Source organism: Agrobacterium sp. K11 (assembly GCF_059429395.1).
Window position 1 is genome coordinate 235412 of record NZ_JCAHRB010000012.1, and the last position, 18952, is coordinate 254363.

Below are 18952 nucleotides of genomic sequence, written 5' to 3' on the forward strand. Positions count from 1 at the left end.
CGACCTAGGTTGTTGCGGTGGCTGGCCGCCGACAGGATGCTGCCACCGCAACGAATGCCGTGATGCTGACCGCGCCGAGACATGCGTTTCCAATGAGTGACAGGCTCAGGCCAAAGTTTTGCATGGACGCCGCGAACGCGAAGGGTGCCCCGGCTCCGAGCGCCAGTCGAGCTGCCGCCATCTTGCCCGTGATCGCGCCATACCCTTCCGATCCGAACAGATAGAGTGGCAGGCTACCCTGCGCGATGCTGTTGATGCCTGACCCAAGCCCGAGGCAGATTGCGAACGCGACTGCCCCCGGTAGCCAGTCTCGCGTTGCCAGCAAGATCAGGATGCCGAACACGATCAGCACCGCCGACAGGACGGCGAGCGCTGGCGGCGACAGGTTCTTTCCGAACACCATGTTGATCAGGCGGCTTGCGACCTGTGCCGGACCGAACAGAGATCCTATAACTACTGCCGCGCCACCTAGCCCGATGGAACCGAGCATCGGCACCATGTGCGCGAGGATCGCGGCAAGCGAAAATCCGAGAAGCGCGAAGGCGAACGACACCATGATCATGCTTCGGCGGCGCGCATCGTGGGGGATTGCTCCGATGATGGCTTCGCGAGGGACGGCCGCATCCGCATTCGGTCCGGTCTTGCCGACGCGCATGATCCAGACGTGTAGAGGCATGCAAAGGAACAGATTCAGCGCTGCAAAGACCAGATAGATCTCACGCCACGACATCCATTCGGAAAGCGCGGCCGAGATCGGCCAGAAGATCGTCGATGCGAACCCACCGATCAGCGTGAGGTAGGTGATGCTCCGGGATGCGGTTCTGGGATCACTTTCGACCAGCGTCGCGAATGCGGCCTGATACTGCACCATTCCGGACGATACCTCGAGCAGGATGATGGCAACGGCGAAGATTGCGACTGACGGTGACCAGGCACAGAGCGACAGCATCAAGGCCGCAAGGCCTGAGCCGACCGTCATCACCGTGGCGGCTCCGATCCTATCCATCTGCGTGCCGATATAGGTTGCCGACAGACCTCCGATGAATAGCGACACCGAGAACACGCCAAATACCTCCGCCAATGTCAGGCCGAGGTCTTCCGCCATGCCGGGGGCAAGAATACTGAAACTGTAATAGAGAGTGCCGTAACCGATGATCTGCGTGAGGCCAAGCGCTGAGACGATGCCAGCGGGTACTTTCGAATTATGCAACGATATTGCCCCCATCGGAGGAAGTGCCGGCCGGACTGGCGCATCCATCGCTTCGCTCGACATTCTCCAGAATCGCCGGATGTTCAGCACAACAGTCTTCTACCAGGAATTTCACAAGCTCGGCCAAAGTGTCGTAGCTGGCGCTGTAAAGGATAGACCTCGATATTCGTCGTTGCGAGACCAGGCCAGACCGCTCCAGTTCCTTGAGATGAAACGACACGTTCGTCGCCGAGACGCCCATGCGCTCGGCGATTGCACCGGCTGCCAGTCCGTCAGGACCGGCAACGACAAGTGCTCGAACGATCGCGAGGCGCGTCTCCTGAGAGAGGGCAGCAAATGCCGAAAGAGCCTGATGCTGATCCATACTTCAATAATCCTTGAATTATTGAAGTATGGATAGCGAACGGCGATGCCATCGGCAAGGCAATTTCTTCCGAGATCACACTTGCCCCTCTGGAACATACGTCGGCGTTCGCGACGACGGGGCTGTGAGCGGCGTATGCTCTACGCCTTGCGCGCGTTCTTGTGAAACGCCTCTGATGCGAAACCGGCAAGTTCGCGAATGAAGAAATCGAGCACCGTCGAAGGCTTTTCAGCGGACCGCGTGGCAATAACGAAGGTGGACTGGATACGGGTCTTTGCTGCCATCAACGGCCGGAAAATTCCTTTCTGGACCCAATCATCCGCATAATGATCAGGCAGATACCCAACATAGTGGCCGGACATCACGAACATCGCCTGCGCCTCCATGTTGGAGGCCGAAGCGCGCGCCCGTGCCTGCGGAAAATATTGCAGCTCACGCATATTGGCATAGGGCCGCACGACAAAATCGAAGGATTCGATGCGCTCGACGGAAAGTTCGGCATCGGGAAGATGAAAGAGCTGGTGTCCCTTCGCGCAATACAGTGAATGCGCCTCTTCCCTGAAGCGCGAAAGCTTCAGGCCCTGATACGGCAGCGTTTCCGGTAAAAGTGCGATGTCCAGGCCGCCATTGGCAATTTCCGACAACAGGGCGTCCGGCGTGTCGATCACCAGCTCGATACGTGCTTCCGGCGCCTTTTCGCTGATGCGGGCGATGATCCGGTGAATGGGCAGGTCGTGATCGGTAATCGTGTTGTCCACAAGTCCCAGTCGCAACGTACCGGTAATACGGTTCTTGAGCGTACCGATATCGCTTTCGAAGGCGTTCAGCGCCAGGAACAGCACTTTCGAACGCTCATGTACGAGCGCGCCGCGATCCGTCAATTCAAAACCGGATCGCCCTCGCCGACACAGCTTGAAACCGAGCCTGTCTTCCAGCGCCTTGATATGGAAACTGACAGCGGACTGGCTCAGCCCGAGCGTGATTTGCGCGCCGAGAAAACTCTTGTGCTCCACGACGGCGCGGAAGACGGCGAGAGAACGAAGGTCGGATTGCGCGAGCTGCATGGGAACCATTACATCAATTTTACAAATATAAACTCCATCAGTTTCCTATTTTTCTGGAATAATGTCCATGGTTTCCTCCTCCCCAATCACAAACCAATAAGGGAACGAAACCATGCAAAACCTGCCCACTCTGAAATCTCTCGCACTCTGCGCAGCTTTCGCCGTCAGCCTCGGCGCATCCGCCCATGCCGCCGATCTTCTGGAAAAGATCAAGGCCGATAAGGTTTTCACTGTCGCAACCGAGGCCCGGTTTGCGCCGTTCGAATTTGTCGAGGACGGCAAGATCGTCGGTTATTCCGCTGACATCATGCAAGAAGTCATGAAAGCCTTGCCGGGCGTTGAGCTGAAGCGTCTCGATCTGCCCTGGCAGGGCATCCTGCCAGGCCTTGCCGCCAGCCGCTTCGATTATGTCGTGACCTCGGTCACCGTGACGCCGGAACGCATGAAGGCCTACAAGCTCTCAGCACCCGTTGCAGATGCGACGATGGCAATCCTGAAACGCAAGGGCGATGCCGAGATCTCCAAGCCGGAAGATATCGCGGGTAAGCCCGTCGGCTCGCAGGCGGGCTCCGCGCAGCTCAAGGCGCTTGAGACGTTTTCCGCCGAACTGAAGGCCGCCGGCAAGGATGCCACGACGGTCTCCAGCTACACGGATTTCTCGGAAGCTTATGCCGACCTCGGTGCCGGGCGCCTGCGCGCCGTCGTCAACTCGCTTCCAAACCTTCTGGAAGCTGCACGCCAGCGGCCGGATGCTTTTGAAGTCGTTCTGCCGACCTTCGGACCGAAGACCTATTTCTCATGGGCGGGCCGCAACGATACTGACAGTGCGACACTAAATGCCTTCATGGACAGTGAATTGGCAAAGCTCAATGCATCCGGCAAACTGGCCGAATTCCAGAAGAAATGGTTCGGCGCGCAGATGGAACTGCCCGCCACTCTGCCGGCGACTGAGTGACCGGCAGGTCGAACCGGTCATGGACAAGATATCTTTTGCCATCTGGCCGGTTCTTCTGGACGGCCTCTTCACCACGCTGACCGTCAGCCTTTCGGCGCTTCTCCTGGGAGCGCCGCTGGCCCTTCTCCTCGCGGCCTGCGGTCGCAGCGGCCGCCTGGCATCCGGTCTCTACATCTCCTTCTGGCGAGGCACGCCCATTCTAGTCCAGCTGCTGATCGTCTTCTACGTCCTGCCACTTCTGGGGCTGGATCTGACGCCGGTTGCTGCCGCAACTGTGGCGCTGGCGCTAAACACAGCCGCCTTCCAGTCGGAGATATACAGGGCAGGCCTGCAATCCATTCCAAAGGGAGAGCGGGAAGCCGCCGCCATGCTCGGCCTTTCCGCAGGTCGTACATTCCTGCACATTGAGGTGCCTCAGGCCTTCAGAACCATGTTGCCGGCACTTGTCGGCGAGATACAGGCTCTCGTGAAGAACTCCTCACTCGTTTCGGTCATCGCCGTCACCGACTTGACGCGCCGTGCCCAGCAATATGCAGCCACCACCTTCAGGCCACTCGACGCCTATCTCTCGGCTCTCCTGCTTTATGTCGCTGTTGGAGCGCTGCTTGCGGGAATAGGCCTCCTTGTCGAACGGCACCTGACAAAGGGAGCGACGCGATGATTTCCGGCTTCCTGAACGATATTCCTCTCTATGCGGCCGGGTTGTTCACAACACTGACAGTTTCCATTGCGGGTATCGCACTGGCCGTCATCATCGGTATCGTGCTGGCTGCGGCGCTACGGTCGCGGTACATGGCCATCTCCCTGCCGGTAAGGCTTTATGTGGAGTTTGCCCGCGGCGCGCCGCTCGCGCTGATCCTGTTTCTTTTCTATTATGGCGGCCCGCAATTGGGGCTGATCCTCAGCCCCTATGCCGCCGGCATCGTCGGTCTCGGCCTCTATGGCGCTGGCCCCTTTGCGGAGATTTTCCGCGCCGGTTTCAACGCCGTTCCAAGAGGCGAGATCGAAGCGGCGGGAATGCTGGGCATTACCTCCGGCGACACCTTTCTCCACATCCAGATGCCGCAGGCGCTGGCACTGACGCTGCCGGCTTCCGTCGGCCAGGCCATTAATCTCGTCAAGGAATCCGCCGTTCTGTCCGTCATCACGCTCAGCGAGCTGACCAAGGTCGCCGGTACGATCAGCTCGATCACCTTCGCGGTCGTAACCCCTTATCTCACCATTGCCCTGCTCTACTGGGCAATCGTCGAAATCCTGTCGCGGCTCGGCCTCTATCTCGAACGCCGCCTTTCCACCGAAGGCTCCTGACATGAGCGAACGAACAGTTGTTATTTCCGCGCGCGGCTTGGAGAAAAGGTTCGGTGACAAGACCGTTCTGAAAGGCATCGATCTCGACATTCATATGGGTGATGTCCTGTGCATCATCGGACCTTCGGGATCGGGCAAGAGCACGCTTCTGCGCTCGCTTGCATTTCTCGATCCCTATGACGCGGGTGATGTCGATGTCTTCGGCCGCCTGATCGGCTGGCGTGAAACCCCGCTTGGCCGCGAACGCGCCGGTCCGAAAGAACTGGCAGAGACGCGCCGCCCGCTTGGAATGGTCTTTCAGCACTTTCATCTGTGGCCGCATATGAGCGTCATCAAAAACGTGACATTGGCGCTCAGGCTCGTCCATGGTCTTCCCCAGGCCGAAGCGATAAAGCGCGGCCGCGCCATGCTGGATAAAGTCGGGCTTGCCGCTTTCGCTGACCGCCGACCCGACGGCCTGTCCGGTGGGCAGAAGCAACGCGTCGCCATCGCCCGCGCACTGGCGGTGAACCCTCGCGCCATGCTGTTCGACGAACCGACCTCGGCACTCGATCCCGAACTTGTCGGTGAAGTGCTTTCCGTCATGAAGACGCTCGCGGCGGAAGGAATGACCATGGTCATCGTCACGCACGAAATGGGTTTTGCCGCGCATGCGGCCAACCGTGTCGTCTTCATGGATGACGGCAAGATCGTTGAGGAAGGCGCGCCGCAGACGCTTTTCAGTAATCCGAAGAGCGAACGCCTTTCACAATTTCTGCAAACCTGGCGCGAGCGCGCACTTTGATATCTGAAAGGACATCTCCATGACTGCCCACGGCTATGACGGCGGACGATTGAACCTCCCATTCGTCGGTATTTCCACCTTTGCCAAAAGTCCCTACGTTGAAAACTGGGACGCGATCGACGCGGATGTTGCGGTTCTCGGTGCCCCGTTCGATTTTGGGACGCAATGGCGCCCCGGCGCCCGCTTCGGGCCGCGCAGCATCCGTGAGGCCTCCACCCTGTTTTCCTTCGGCCACGCAGGCGCCTACGATCACGAGGACGACGTCACATATCTGGAAGGCGTGAAGATCGTCGATATAGGCGACGCCGACATTGTTCATACCGATACGGTGAACAGCCACGCGAATATCGAGTTCGGCGTCCGCAAGATCCTTAAAGCCGGCGCACTGCCTGTGGTGCTTGGCGGAGACCACTCCATCAACATCCCCTGCATCAATGCCTTCAGCGATCAGGAGCCGATCCATCTGGTGCAGATCGACGCGCATCTGGATTTCGTCGATGAGCGTCACGGCGTCCGCTTCGGACATGGCAGCCCCATGCGCCGCGCCTCGGAAAAACCGTGGGTCACCGGAATGACCCAGCTCGGTATCCGCAACGTCTCCTCCACCGCAAAGGAAGGATACGACTATGCCCGCTCCCAGGGTTCGGATATTCTCTCCGTGCGCCAGATCCGCAAACTCGGCGTGGACGCCGTAGTGGAGCGCATCCCCGCGGGCAAGCGCTATTATCTTTCGATCGATATCGATGGCTTCGACCCGTCCATCGCGCCAGGAACCGGGACCCCGAGCCATGGCGGCTTCATCTATTACGAGGTACTGGAACTGATTGCAGGTCTTGCAAAGCGTGGCGAGATCGTCGGCATTGATCTGGTCGAGGTCGCGCCTGATTACGATCACACCGGCTCAACCGCCATTCTGGCTGCGCAGATTCTGCTCAACACGATCGGACGTATCTTCATAGCTCGGAACGCATAAAAAACCGCGATCCGCCGGTCCTGGATCCTTGGACACGCAGCGCGCAAGAAGGGCCGCCCTTGGGGCTTCCTGGAGTTCGATGGTCTCGTCAGACGTGAAGCCAAAAGCCCTCCACGGGGGGAGGGCTTTTGTTTGCATTGATTGTAGCTATGGTTGCGACGGTTTTAAAAGTCCAAAAACGCCAAACGCGCCTCGCCGCACCACGCAAAAATCAGATATCGACGACAAGCCCCTTTGCCTTCAGGACGGGCTCCAGATTGCTAACCTCGATAACGGATTTGCCCTGCTTGTAAGCTTCAATGAAGCCCGCTTCAGCATCTTCGCGAATTTGCGAAAGACGTGCCGATTCCTGAGCGTCCGCACGACGCACAACCACCAAACCGTCCGCATCGCCAACAATGATGTCGCCGGGATTGACGATCTCATCGCCAATGATGATCGTATCGTTTACTGCGGCAATCGTTTCCTTGACGGTACCCTTGATGCAGACGCTGAACGAGAATACAGGGAAGCCAAGGTCTCGAAGCTGCAAGGTGTCACGCACACCGGTATCCGTCACCAGACCACCGATCCCCTTTGCAAGGCAGGCATTTGCCAGCACGTCGCCAAAGGAACCAGCCTCTTCGTACTCACCAGCTGAAACCACGATGATGTCGCCGGGCTTGGCGTAATTAATGGCCAGCTGCAACATGATGTTGTCACGCGGCGCGCATTTGACGGTAAAGGCGGGACCACACAGCTTCATGCGGTAATCGACAGGCTTGATACGGGAGGAAAGTGCGCCCCTGCGACCCTGTGCCTCGTGGATGGTTGCCGGCGAAAACTTCGAAAGGGCTTCGATGTCTGCCTTGCTTGGCCGTTCTGCTATATCTTTAATGTGGATCATAAAACCTCCCACGGTAAGGCTGGCGGCGGGAACGTCCCGCCACTCGCATTGAGTTTAATTGTCATGTGTCAATCGTTGCCGTGGCTTGAAGCCAGGCGGGATCAGGGGATCGGGTCGAATTTCAGCTCGGAGAGCGGGACGACCTTGTCCGTACGGGTCATTTTGTATTCGGTATTCGGGCCAAGCCACTTGTCCCAGATTTTGTTTATCTCGCCGGAGGCGTCGAGTGTGCGCAGCACTTCATTGATCTTCGCTGTGAGGGCAGGATTGTCCTTTGCCATGCCGACACCGATCGGCTGATAGAGCATAGGCTCCTCGATCATGCGCATCGGTTTGCCCTTGGTCTTCGATTCATTGACGAACTTGGTGGTGGTCATGGTGTTGGCCACCATACCCCGCGCCTTGCCCTGCTGAACGGCAAGATAGGCAGAGGCAGTATCCTGGAAGGTCAGCGGCTCGGACTTGTTGAGCTTGATAGACATTTCAGAGGTCGAGCCCTTGGTGGAGGCGACACGCTGGCCTTCGTAATCCGACTTCTTCTTGCCGGCATCATCAACCGGCACGATCAGCATTTCCTTGGCGAGATAATAGGGATCGCTGAACTGAATCTGCTCGGCGCGGCTTTGTGTGTAGGCGAGATTGGCGACAGTGATATCGACGCGGCCAAGCTTGACTTCCGGCACACGGGCTTCCACCGACACCGGTTTGACTTCGGCCTTCACGCCCAGTTCCTTGGCGATCGCGTTGCAAAGATCAACGTCAAAACCGGCCATTTCGCGGGTCTTCGGATCGGGTGCCGCGAATGGCACGACATCAGCAAAGGTTGCGCAACGAAGCACCTTGTTCGCCATGATCGTATCGAGTTGATCAGCCGCCGCTGGTGACGCGAGAGCGGTTCCAGCCAGTGCAACGGTAAGTGTCAGGCATTTCCAGTTCATGGTCAGTTCTCCTCTTATGATTGATTGGTATCAGTGGCGCAGATCGGAAAGGAACCGCTGCGCGCGCGGATGGCGTGGTGCTGTAAAAAACTCTTCCGGCGTCGCTTTTTCGAGAATTTCGCCGGCGTCGATGAACCAGATGCGGTCGGCAACTTCACGGGCAAAGCCCATTTCGTGGGTCACGCAAAGCATGGTCATGCCCTCTGCCGCGAGCCCCTTCATGACGGCCAGCACCTCTCCAACCATTTCCGGGTCGAGAGCGCTTGTCGGTTCATCGAACAACATGACGGGCGGCTCCATGGCCAGCGCACGCGCAATTGCCACGCGCTGCTGCTGACCGCCGGACAATTGCCCCGGATAGGCGCCGGCCTTGTCGGATAGGCCTACCCGATCCAGAAGCTTCAAAGCTTTCTGGCGGGCAACATCAGGTGCGACGCCTTTCACCCGGATCGGGGAAATCGTGACATTTTCGACAACGGACAGGTGCGGAAAGAGATTGAAATTCTGGAACACAAAACCAACTCTGCTGCGCAGAAGATTGAGTTCCTTTGTCTTGGTTGCCGCGTGAATATCCTGCCCATCGAGCGTGATGGATCCGCTGTTGATCTCTTCGAGACGATTGACGGTACGGATCAATGTGGATTTGCCGGAGCCGGAAGGGCCGCAGATGACGATAACCTCGCCCCGCGCGACTTCGGCGTCGACATTCTTCAAAACCTCGTAGTCGCCATAACTCTTGCAGACATTGGAAATGCGGATGGTCTGCTGTGTTGATGATGCCGTGTTTGTCATGGCTGCTCCGTTATGATTTTCGCCTGCGCCTGCAATGCCTGTTGCCGGCGACCGACCACACCGGCACGGCGTTTGGCGATACGCCGCTCGACGGCATTTGCGAGATACGTCAAGCTCCAGCAAATGGCGTAGTAGACAACCGCGAGGATGAGGAAGACCTGGAATGGTTGGGTCAGAAGCTGATTATTGACCTGACTTGCCGCAAAGGTGAGGTCGGGTACGTTGATGACGTAACCGAGCGTCGTATCCTTGATCGTGGCGACGAATGTCGAGATCATGCTGGGGATCATGTTGTAAAGCGCCTGCGGCAAGATGATGAAGCGCATTGCACCGAGATAGCTGTGGCCAAGCGCTCTCGCCGCATCCATCTGCCCCGCACCAAGAGCGACAATACCCGCTCTTACGACTTCGCTGAGAAATGCGCCCTGATAGATGACAAGCGTCGTCAACATGATGACGAAGCTCGGCACGTCTGCGCCGGTCCAGAGCGGAACGAGGAAATAACTCCAAAGGATGAGCATGAGCAAAGGCACGCCGCGCGTGACATAGACCAGCCCCGTTACCGGCCACCGCAGGAGCCGCCACTTGGACAGGCGCGCCATCGCCATAAGGATGCTGACAGGAAAGGCCAGTGCGATGGCAAGGGCAGACAGGATGATCGTGTTCGCAAGCCCTCCAAGCGGGCCGTTCGGATATTGCCCGATCAGCAGCAGCAACCAGTTGTCATGAACGATGGTAATCATATCGCCGATCATCCGCGTGCCCTCCACGCCGGATCAAGGCGCATCGAAAGATACGCACCGGCACCCATGATCAACAGCGAGAAGAAGAGGTACAGAACAGTTCCGACAAGATAGATCTCGAAGGTCTGGAAGCTGAGATTTTCAATTTCCTTGATGGCATGGGTCAATTCGGAAGCGCCGATAATGAGGGCGAGGCTGCTGTTCTTGAACAGGGAGACACTGTGATTGATGAGCGGCGGCAGGGCATTGCGCACGCCTTGCGGCATGATGATGAAGCGCATCGCGGAGAGATAACCGTGGCCCAATGCCTTGGCCGCTTCCATCTGTCCCGGGCTGACGGAGCGCAGGCCTGAACGCAGATCCTCACTGAAATAGGCTGCCTGACAGAGACCAAGACCCACCACGGCAAAGATCGCTTCGGCATTGTGACCGATCAGCCAATCCGTCAAACCTGAAGGCAGGAGCGTGAATATCCCGAAGTACCACAGCATCAATTGCACGAGTGTGGGCACATTGCGGTGGTAGGAAACATAGGCCGCCACGGCGCGATCAGCAAAACGCGACGATGAAAACCGCACGCATAACAGGACCAGCGCAAGCGTCATGGCGAGAGACCAGGACCCGATAAAGATGACGAAGGTCATCTGCAATCCGTGCCAGAGCATTGCAATATATTGCGGGTCGCTCAGGATTGCCGACAGGTCGAAACCGCTCACGGCTTTTGTTCCTTCGCTGCGTCAGCTTGCGCCACAGTCTGCGGTTTGGCCGTCTGAAGTCCGCCCATAACCTGCAATGTCGGGGTAATTTCCATATGGCCGATATTCATGGAAACTGGCGCGGCAACGGCAAAGGCTATAGCGTCGGCAATATCTTCCGCTTTCGGCAGCTCGAAACCATCGATGAAGCGCTCGCGCACGCTCGGATCGTTGCCGTGAACGTGAGTGAAGATATCCGTCGCCACGCGGCCGGGGCAGATCTCCGTTACGCGGACGCGTCTGCCGAATGCATCCAGCCTCAACTGGTTCGAAAGCATGGCGACACCAGCTTTAACGGCATGATAGGTCGAGTTGCCACCGAAATTATAGTTTCCGGCGATGGACGAGATATTGACGACATGCCCGCGATCACGCTCCACCATGCCCGGAACAATCAGCCGGCAGATGTGGAGAACGGCACGGAGATTCACATCGATCAAAAGGTCGATATCCTCCGCATCAGCCTGAAGGAACTTCTTCGGCCTGTCGACGCCGGCATTGTTCACAAGAATGTCGAACTGCACCTTGTTTGCAAGATCGGCAATTGCAGCGCGATCGGTAACGTCGATCGCGTGCGGTATGCAGCCGGTGCGTTCGGCGAGTTCATTCAGGGCGCCGGCGCTGCGGGCAACCGCGTGGACTTCAATGTTTTCGCGGCAAAACCGCTCTACGACAGCGGCACCGATACCGGATGAAGCACCGGTGACCAAAGCGGTCTTGTAATCGGAGAATGGCATTCTGATCCCCTTTTTTGTTACCATCAACACTAGCGAAGCTTTCCCTGCTTGCCTAAGACCGATTATTTTTGGAGTAATAAGTAAGTTTTATGGAGACCCGCAAACAGGCAATTAGAGACGGGATTCCAAGATGTTCTTGTTCCAGGCAGGAGCTTTCCGCTCTGGCGCCCAGATTGCAAAACGCGTGCGAGCCTGTAAGCTGTGCCAAGCATGGATATAAGACGTCTCAAATCATTCATCGTCATCGTAGACAGTGGCAGCATCACGCGCGCCGCAGATATTCTGCATCTGGCGCAACCGGCACTCAGCCAGCAACTAGCCGCGCTTGAAGATCATTTCGGCCAGAAATTGCTCATCCGCAGCCAGCAGGGCGTGACGATGACGGATGCGGGACATGCCGTTTACCGCCATGCACAGATCATATTGCGCCAGATGGAACAGGCGCAGGTCGACGTATCGGCGGCGGGTAACTCAATTGCGGGACGCGTCTCTGTCGGTCTGGTCCCATTCAGCAGCGCTGCAACGCTTTCCGTGGAACTGTTGGCGGAAACGCGGAAGCGACATCCGGGGATATTGATCCACCTGACGGAAAGTGTGGGACAAACCTATAGCCAGATGATCATGAATGGACGTCTGGAACTGGCATTGATCCACGGCGTCGGACCAATCAAGGGCGTAAAATTCGAGCCCATGCTCAGCGAAGAATTTTATCTTGTCGCACATCGCGATTTCGCAATCGAAGCGGATTCAAAACCGGTGCCGATCGCCGCGCTTGATGGCATGCCCATGCTGATGCCACCCGCGTATAATTTTGTCCGGCGCGCTGTAGACACGGCATTTACCCGCAGCCGGATCAATCTGAAGGTCGTCGCGGAAGTGGAAATCGTCAGGACGCTTGCCCGCGCCGTTGCCAGTGGTCTCGGCGCAACCATCATGCCAAAAGCCATAGCCAACCGGATCGTCTCGGAAACGAGCGAACCACTTATTTGCCGGCTGCTGTCGCCACGGATCGAAGAAACATTGTCGCTCTGCATGTCCGACCAGAATTCGCTGTCTGAGCCGGCTTTTGCCGTCAAGGATATCCTGGTGGAACTGACGGAAAAATTGAAACTTTAGAGTATCCTTTGGCCCGGCAGCCGAGCCAAAGGATCGTTTTCAGGATCAACGCATATCCTGGCAGAACTGCGCAATGCGGGCGCAACCTTCGCTCAGCATCTCCATGCTCGTTGCATAGGAGATCCGAAAGTATGGGCTCATACCATAGGCGGCGCCCTGTACCGTTGCCACGTGATGCTCATCCACCAGCGCCATCACAAAATCCACATCGCCTTCGATTTTGCGTCCGCCCTTGGTGGTCTTGCCGATAAGCCCAGACATATTGGGATAGAGGTAAAAAGCGCCTTCCGGCTTATGGCAGCGCAAACCGTCAATCTCGCCGAGTTTGCTCAGAACAAAATCGCGACGGCCGCGATAGATAGCGGCGCGTTCTTTAAGAAGATCCTGGGGACCGTCCAGCGCTGCAATCGCTGCCGCCTGCGAAACAGTGGCAATGCCGCCGCCGTTCTGACCGTTTACATTGCTTATCGCGGCGATAAGTTCCTTCGAGCCGCTGGCGCAATAGCCCAGACGCCATCCCGTCATGGCGTAAGCCTTCGACACGCCGTTCATTGTCAGAACGCGGTCATAAAGCCGCGGCTCCACATCGGCAATTGTGCCGAATTCGAAGCCATCATAGACAAGATGCTCGTAAATATCGTCCGTCAGGATCCAGACATGGGGATGACGCAGCATAACCTCTGCGATTGCTTTCATCTCCGCACGGGAGCAGGCGGCGCCGGTGGGGTTGTTGGGAAAATTGAGAATGAGCCACTTGGTACGTGGCGTAATCGCAGCTTCCAAATCTTCGGCACGCAGTTTGAAACCGGTTTGTTCGATGCACGGCACAGCGACGGGAACACCCCCTGCGAATTTGACGATATCCGCATAGCTGACCCATGACGGGGTGGGAATAACGACCTCGTCGCCCGGATTGCAGGTTGCAAGCATGGCGTTGAAAATTACCTGTTTGCCGCCTGCGGAAACGATGATCTGGCTGGCATCGTATGTCAGATTATTGTCCCGCTTGAACTTTCTGGCGATCGCGGCTTTCAGCGCAGGCGTGCCATCCATCGGTGGATATTTCGTCTGCCCGCCAAGGGCTGCTTCGTGCGCGGCCTCGATTGCGTGAGCAGGCGTCGGGAAGTCCGGTTCACCTGAGGAGAGGCTGACCACCTTGACACCCTGCGCGGCCAGCTCTCTGGCGCGTTGGGTCATGGCGGCGGAAGCGGAGATGGAAACGTTTTTCAGGCGGTCTGATGTAGAGGGCATCTGCATGATCTTTCAGTAAGATTTAGAGAACGGGCCAACCAGAGGCCCATTAAGACGCGAGTTCTGCGGCAGGCGCGAGCGTTGCGCCGGAGGCGCTGATTTCACTACGCACGATACGCGCCAGCTCCAGTGAACCGGGCGTATCGCTGTGGACGAGAATGGAGCGAGCCGGCATTGTGATGATCGTCCCATCGATGGCTTCGACCGTGCCATCGGTCAGGAACCGGCGGACACGGGCGCGCACCGATGGTTCATCCTTGACCAGCGCGCCGGGAAGACCCCGCGCGACAAGGCTTCCCGTGGCGTCATAGGCGCGATCGGCCAAAAACAATGCCAGGGTCTTCAATCCAGCGCGTTTTGCCGCTCTCTCGATTTCGCTGTCCGGCGTTACGAACACCACAAGCTTCGGATCAACGGCAGAAATAGCATTCATCATCATATCGGCAAGCGCCGGGTCGCGATTGACCATATTGCCCATGGCCGCATGAAAACTGAAGTGCCCGACTTCGACGCCTTCGCTTTTGGCAATCGCGATCAAGGCCCCGAGCTGATAGAGCATCTGCTGTCTCAACTCATCCGGCTGAAAGGGCATTTCGCGTCGGCCGAAGCCTGCCCTATCAGGCAATCCCGGATGCGCGCCAATGCCAACGCCATTTTCTTTGGCAAGGCGAACCATTCGCGCCATGGTATCTGGATCGCCACCATGAAAACCACAGGCAATATTAGCCGACGATACGATCTTCATCATCGCTTCGTCGTCACAGAGCCGGTAAGGACCGAAGCCTTCGCCCATGTCGGAGTTCAGATCGATCTTCATCGTTTCCTCCCTTTGCTCCCTGGTTGTCCGTCAACCCATCGCATTCAGCGCTCGCTTGACCATTTGTGAGGTCTGGCGAACATCATCGACGTATTTCGCAACTGCCCGCTCGGCCACACGCGCTTCCTCGTGATTGGACTTCACGAATTTGATCTTCCCACCCGCGCGTGCCTGTCCTAACCGCCACAGGTCGGCTTCGATCACGCCGGCAATCTTTGGATAACCGCCCGCCGTATTTGCATCGCTCATCTGGATGATCGGCTCGCCACCTGGCGGCACCTGTACAACGCCCGGCATCACACCGTGGGAACGCATTTCGATGGTTTCGGTCGGTTTTATAGGATCACCCGACAGCCGGTAACCGGTCCGGTCGCTGCGGGAGGATATGCGCCAGATCTGGCTCCAGAATTCCTCGCCATCATTGGCAAACAGCTTTTGTTCACCGGCCGGAATAGCACGTATCGGTAAAACGCCGTCCACCACAGGCGGGAAAATATCGCTCAAAGCCACGGAAGGCTCAACTACACCAAGCCCGTTTGATGGCAGTGGTAACAGATCGGCGGAAGCCCCTATTTCCAGCCTGTCACCTTTTGCAAGCGGTCGCCCATCGTGACCGCCGAAACTGCCGCGCAGTGCCGTGCTTCGAGATCCCATCAAAACCGGAACGTCCACCCCGCCCGTAACCGCGACATAGGCGCGGGCGAGTTTCGGCGGCTGCCTCAGTTCCAGTATCTGACCTTCCTTGCCGATATGAGCGCACCAGGAAAGCAGCTCTTTCCCGTCAAGCAACGGGCGCCCATCCGTCCCGGTAACGGCAAATGTAGCTGTTTTCGTAAAACGCAATTTGAATGGAAAAGTCTGGACCTCGATGACGGCAGCATCTGCTGCATTACCGGTCAGAATATTGCCGATCTTAAGCGACAGAGGATCCATGGCACCGCCAGCAGTAACCCCGATGTCACGGTAACCGGGGCGACCGAGGTCTTGCACGGTGTTGAAGGGGCCGGTTTCGATAATCTCGATCATAGCTCGATCCCTGTAGGTATGAAGCGAACCGTATCTCCGGGTGCCAAAAGAGCTGGCGCAGAAGAGGCGGGATCGAACATCTGCAAATCGGCGTAACCGATGGAATTCCACCCATTCGGTCCGGTCAACATCGCCACACCCGTCTGCATTCCACCGATCGTCACGCAACCCTTTTCCATCTTGATCGATGGCACGGTTTTTCGGGGCATATAGATGCGCGCATCAAGACCATGCAGATAGCCAAAGCCCGGCGCGCTCCCAAGCGCGAAGACGCGGTAGGTCGCCTCATGGTGAATCCGCACGACTTCGCGGTCGCTCAGCCCTGAAAAATCACAGATGGCTGGAAGGTCGGCAGCGTATTCGCCCCCATAATGTACCGGTATTTCAACTGTCTTCCCGACAATATCCAGACTGGCTGCTTTATCCCAGGCATCGAGCAACTGAGACACGATGAACTCTGGATCTTCAGGCGTTTCCTTAAAAATCGCCAGAAGGTTCGTCATGCCGGGAATGACTTCCGCAACACCTGCCCAGACTTTTACCGTTTGCGAAAGCGCCCAGATCCAGCGTTGCGCTGGCAGATCAAATTCGCCGGATGCTTCGAGCAAGAATGACCGGGAGCCTATGAACGAAACGCGCGCCTGGCCTTTGATGACGGGCTGGATTTCGTGACGAGGTGCTAGAGTGTTCGATGTCGCAATCATGATTGAAGCTCGATTTCGAACAGCGGATCACCAAAACCAACCAGAGCATCCTGCACGGCAAGCTGATTGACGAGCGAACCGTTACGACCCGCGACAACAGGGATGAGAATGTGGTCGATCCGGATAAATCCAATCACGTCATCTGCAGCAACCAAACGCGGAAGATTTTGCGTTTTTGCAGGCAGAGCAGGCTTAGAAGAGCAGAAGAGACCGGCAATCGGCGCTTTTACCACCACTTTCGAAACAGCGGCCTTTGGTGAGCAAACTGTGCCAGCGACGGAAATTGCAGATCTTGCCGAGGCAGAAACAATAATGCGTACCTGACCCTCAGGCGTCGTGATTTCCACGCCGTCCACGCCTGCATCCGCCAGCATATCGGTCAAAGCTGTGAGTAAGACGGGGTCGCTAAAGTCGGGCCTGCTCATGCCGCGCTCCGTTCTTTTAGCCATTGTTCAAGATAGTGAATGTCTGTTTCGCCCTGCGCAAAAGCCTCGTCCTCAAACAGGGCGCGCAGGAGCGGAAGATTGGTCGAAATACCCTCCACCCGTGTACCCGCAAGCGCTTGGCGCATCCTAACCATGGCTTCAGCACGGGTCGGCGCATGTACGATCAACTTGGCGATCAAGGAATCATAATAGGGTGACACCCGGTAGCCGACATGGATATGGGTATCGACGCGAATCCCCTCTCCTTCCGGCAGCACAAGATCGGTCACGACGCCCGCCGAGGGGAGAAACTTATCGGGATCTTCGGCATTGATACGACATTCGAAAGAATGTCCGTCGCAGACAACATCTGCCTGCCGCAAGTCCAGAGGCTTACCCTGCGCCGCCTTGATCTGGGCCTGAACGATGTCGATGCCGCTCGTCATTTCCGTGACGGGATGTTCGACCTGCAAGCGCGTATTCATCTCGATGAAATAGAACTTGCCGTCTTCAAACAGGAATTCGAAAGTTCCCACCCCGCGATAGCCGATCTGTCGGCAAGCCTCGACGCAAGCCATACCAACCGGCTGGATCACATCGACCGAAATTCCAGGCGCTGGCGCTTCTTCGACCACTTTTTGATGACGACGTTGCATCGAACAGTCGCGGTGACCAAGCCAGACGGCATTGCCGTGCGTGTCGCACAAGACCTGTATCTCGATATGACGGGGATGCTGGAGAAACTTCTCCATGTAGAGGACAGCAGAGCCAAAAGCCTGCCTTGCCTCCTCCCTCGTCAAGGTAATGGCTTCATGAAGCAAGGCAGCTTCCTGCACCACCCGCATGCCACGCCCGCCACCACCGCCCGCAGCCTTGATGATGATTGGATAGCCGATCTCATTCGCGATACGCTCAACCGTTGCAGCATCCTCGGGAAGCGCTGTATCCGGTCCCGGTACACATGGCACACCGGCCGCAATCATTGCCCGTTTGGCAGCGATCTTGTCGCCCATCGTGGAGATCGACCTTGCGTCGGGACCGACGAATACGAGACCGGCATCTTCGACAGCCTGAGAAAAGGCGGCATTTTCGGACAGAAATCCATAACCCGGATGGATCGCACCCGCACCCGTCAGACGGGCAGCGATTAAGATGGCATTCTGATTGAGATAGCTCTTGGCAGCATTCGCCGGTCCAACACAAAGGAAGGTATCAGCCGTTTGGCCATATGGAGCCTGCCTGTCCGCTTCAGAGCAGATGGCTACGGTCTTCAAGCCCAATTCGCGGCAGGCGCGCTGAATGCGTGCAGCAATTTCACCCCGGTTGGCAATCAGGACCGTGTCGAAACCCGGTATATCCGATGTGGTGTTGAGACCTTCCGCCACTACGCGATCTCCGCCAGCAAATCATTGGCCTCAACCTCGCCACCATCAACCTCCGTCAGATAGGTGATCCGGCCAGCGCGTGGCGCAACAATTTTATTGAAGACTTTCATGGCTTCGATGATGAAGAGGGCCTGCCCCTCCTCGACCACATCTCCAGCCTCGACAAATGAAGGTTGTCCCGGCGCGGAAGCGCGATGCAAAACGCCAAAAATCGGGGCATGAACGGAGGTGCCCGATGTGGTGGCAGGAAGGATCGACTCCGACCGATCGATCAGGGCGTCATCCTCGGCTTTGACCGAGACATTGCTGCCAGTCTCTGTTCGAGGTGCGGTTTTGAATATCCGCACAGTTACGCTTTTCTCTGTCACCATGAGTTCGGTGACGTTCGTTCGTCCGACAAAATCAATCAGCGTCTTTATCTTCGGCAGGTCCATAAGCGTACTCGGCATTGTCCAAAGCCACCCGGTAATCCCGCACGATCGGGGTCACTTTCGGCTGCCTTAGACCTAGCACGATAGGCTGTTTGATGGGGTCAGAAGAACTTTTGATGGAGGTGTTCAATGAATTGGGGCCGTGAGCCTGCTGAGTTCGCGAAGCTCGAGTGGGCGTAATGGATCGACCGCTGCACGCTATCAGAGCCACACGGGGCCATACCGCCAGCAATTCATTTGCGGTATCCAAGGCCCTAAACGCAAGGCGCCCTCCGGGATGGGAGGGCT

At 57.2% G+C, this 18952-nt stretch carries 22 protein-coding genes; 6 read left to right on the top strand and 16 right to left on the bottom strand.

Annotation, left to right across the window (positions count from 1 at the left end; genetic code table 11):
* Positions 1–4 precede the first annotated feature (4 nt).
* From arsK to AC5SEO_RS22535, 3 genes are all read right to left on the bottom strand, one after another.
* Positions 5–1210, bottom strand: coding sequence for an arsenite efflux MFS transporter ArsK (gene arsK, locus AC5SEO_RS22525; RefSeq protein ID WP_419459976.1), 1206 nt, complete (start codon positions 1208–1210; stop codon positions 5–7).
* Positions 1203–1574: an ArsR/SmtB family transcription factor gene (locus tag AC5SEO_RS22530; RefSeq protein WP_080849903.1), complete on the bottom strand. Its 372-nt coding sequence runs from the start codon at positions 1572–1574 to the stop codon at positions 1203–1205. Before AC5SEO_RS22530 ends, arsK begins: the two co-directional genes overlap by 8 nt.
* A 140-nt stretch (positions 1575–1714) precedes the next feature.
* Positions 1715–2638 (bottom strand): LysR family transcriptional regulator, encoded by a 924-nt coding sequence (locus AC5SEO_RS22535; RefSeq protein ID WP_003518035.1) that lies wholly within the window; start codon positions 2636–2638, stop codon positions 1715–1717.
* Between the two features lie 112 nt (positions 2639–2750).
* Between AC5SEO_RS22535 and AC5SEO_RS22540 the strand changes: the two genes are divergently transcribed.
* From AC5SEO_RS22540 to speB, 5 genes are read left to right on the top strand one after another with little or no spacing between them, the layout of a single operon-like run.
* Positions 2751–3593, top strand: a complete 843-nt coding sequence (locus AC5SEO_RS22540; RefSeq protein ID WP_003518033.1) for a transporter substrate-binding domain-containing protein — start codon at positions 2751–2753, stop codon at positions 3591–3593.
* 19 nt (positions 3594–3612) lie between these two features.
* Entirely contained in the window at positions 3613–4254 is a 642-nt protein-coding gene (locus tag AC5SEO_RS22545) for an amino acid ABC transporter permease (RefSeq protein WP_174068972.1), read from the top strand.
* Entirely contained in the window at positions 4251–4901 is a 651-nt protein-coding gene (locus AC5SEO_RS22550) for an amino acid ABC transporter permease (protein WP_003518030.1), read from the top strand. Before AC5SEO_RS22545 ends, AC5SEO_RS22550 begins: the two co-directional genes overlap by 4 nt.
* A gap of 1 nt (position 4902) precedes the next feature.
* A complete protein-coding gene (locus AC5SEO_RS22555) occupies positions 4903–5685 on the top strand; it encodes an amino acid ABC transporter ATP-binding protein (RefSeq protein ID WP_003518027.1) in 783 nt (260 codons plus the stop codon).
* 19 nt (positions 5686–5704) lie between these two features.
* Entirely contained in the window at positions 5705–6658 is a 954-nt protein-coding gene (speB, locus tag AC5SEO_RS22560; protein WP_013761977.1) for an agmatinase, read from the top strand.
* A 211-nt stretch (positions 6659–6869) separates the two neighbouring features.
* Here the strand turns inward: speB and AC5SEO_RS22565 are convergent, their stop codons facing one another.
* The 6 genes from AC5SEO_RS22565 to AC5SEO_RS22590 all read right to left on the bottom strand — a co-directional run bounded on the left by AC5SEO_RS22565 (position 6870) and on the right by AC5SEO_RS22590 (position 11509).
* Complete coding sequence (locus AC5SEO_RS22565) at positions 6870–7544, bottom strand: 4-carboxy-4-hydroxy-2-oxoadipate aldolase/oxaloacetate decarboxylase (protein WP_003518022.1); 675 nt, start codon at positions 7542–7544, stop codon at positions 6870–6872.
* Positions 7545–7645: 101 nt separating this feature from the next.
* Positions 7646–8482 (bottom strand): ABC transporter substrate-binding protein, encoded by an 837-nt coding sequence (locus AC5SEO_RS22570; RefSeq protein ID WP_019566615.1) that lies wholly within the window; start codon positions 8480–8482, stop codon positions 7646–7648.
* Positions 8483–8512: 30 nt separating this feature from the next.
* Complete coding sequence (locus AC5SEO_RS22575; protein WP_003518020.1) at positions 8513–9274, bottom strand: amino acid ABC transporter ATP-binding protein; 762 nt, start codon at positions 9272–9274, stop codon at positions 8513–8515.
* Complete coding sequence (locus AC5SEO_RS22580; RefSeq protein WP_003518019.1) at positions 9271–10029, bottom strand: amino acid ABC transporter permease; 759 nt, start codon at positions 10027–10029, stop codon at positions 9271–9273. Before AC5SEO_RS22580 ends, AC5SEO_RS22575 begins: the two co-directional genes overlap by 4 nt.
* Positions 10026–10733, bottom strand: coding sequence for an amino acid ABC transporter permease (locus tag AC5SEO_RS22585; RefSeq protein WP_003518018.1), 708 nt, complete (start codon positions 10731–10733; stop codon positions 10026–10028). Before AC5SEO_RS22585 ends, AC5SEO_RS22580 begins: the two co-directional genes overlap by 4 nt.
* Positions 10730–11509, bottom strand: a complete 780-nt coding sequence (locus AC5SEO_RS22590; RefSeq protein ID WP_003518017.1) for an SDR family oxidoreductase — start codon at positions 11507–11509, stop codon at positions 10730–10732. Before AC5SEO_RS22590 ends, AC5SEO_RS22585 begins: the two co-directional genes overlap by 4 nt.
* A 210-nt stretch (positions 11510–11719) precedes the next feature.
* Here AC5SEO_RS22590 and nac point away from each other — a divergent pair, with 210 nt between their 5' ends.
* On the top strand, positions 11720–12625 hold the full coding sequence (gene nac, locus AC5SEO_RS22595) for a nitrogen assimilation transcriptional regulator NAC (protein ID WP_003518016.1): 906 nt from the start codon (positions 11720–11722) through the stop codon (positions 12623–12625).
* A gap of 45 nt (positions 12626–12670) precedes the next feature.
* Here nac and AC5SEO_RS22600 read toward each other — a convergent pair whose 3' ends face one another.
* From AC5SEO_RS22600 to AC5SEO_RS22630, 7 genes are read right to left on the bottom strand one after another with little or no spacing between them, the layout of a single operon-like run.
* Positions 12671–13876: a pyridoxal phosphate-dependent aminotransferase gene (locus tag AC5SEO_RS22600; RefSeq protein ID WP_065688882.1), complete on the bottom strand. Its 1206-nt coding sequence runs from the start codon at positions 13874–13876 to the stop codon at positions 12671–12673.
* A 49-nt stretch (positions 13877–13925) separates the two neighbouring features.
* Positions 13926–14693, bottom strand: a complete 768-nt coding sequence (locus AC5SEO_RS22605; protein ID WP_174068970.1) for a 5-oxoprolinase subunit PxpA — start codon at positions 14691–14693, stop codon at positions 13926–13928.
* A gap of 30 nt (positions 14694–14723) precedes the next feature.
* Positions 14724–15719, bottom strand: coding sequence for a 5-oxoprolinase subunit C family protein (locus tag AC5SEO_RS22610; RefSeq protein WP_495364019.1), 996 nt, complete (start codon positions 15717–15719; stop codon positions 14724–14726).
* The gene (pxpB, locus tag AC5SEO_RS22615) at positions 15716–16423 is read right to left on the bottom strand and encodes a 5-oxoprolinase subunit PxpB (RefSeq protein WP_111788736.1); all 708 of its coding nucleotides are present in this window, start codon (positions 16421–16423) and stop codon (positions 15716–15718) included. The genes AC5SEO_RS22610 and pxpB overlap by 4 nt, the downstream gene beginning before the upstream one ends.
* The gene (locus AC5SEO_RS22620; RefSeq protein WP_174068968.1) at positions 16420–16848 is read right to left on the bottom strand and encodes an acetyl-CoA carboxylase; all 429 of its coding nucleotides are present in this window, start codon (positions 16846–16848) and stop codon (positions 16420–16422) included. The genes pxpB and AC5SEO_RS22620 overlap by 4 nt, the downstream gene beginning before the upstream one ends.
* Positions 16845–18233 carry an acetyl-CoA carboxylase biotin carboxylase subunit gene (accC, locus tag AC5SEO_RS22625; RefSeq protein WP_174068966.1) on the bottom strand — a complete coding sequence of 463 codons (1389 nt, stop codon included), beginning with the start codon at positions 18231–18233 and terminating at the stop codon, positions 16845–16847. The genes AC5SEO_RS22620 and accC overlap by 4 nt, the downstream gene beginning before the upstream one ends.
* A complete protein-coding gene (locus AC5SEO_RS22630) occupies positions 18233–18667 on the bottom strand; it encodes an acetyl-CoA carboxylase biotin carboxyl carrier protein (RefSeq protein ID WP_112178639.1) in 435 nt (144 codons plus the stop codon). The genes accC and AC5SEO_RS22630 overlap by 1 nt, the downstream gene beginning before the upstream one ends.
* Between the last annotated feature and the right edge of the window lie 285 nt (positions 18668–18952).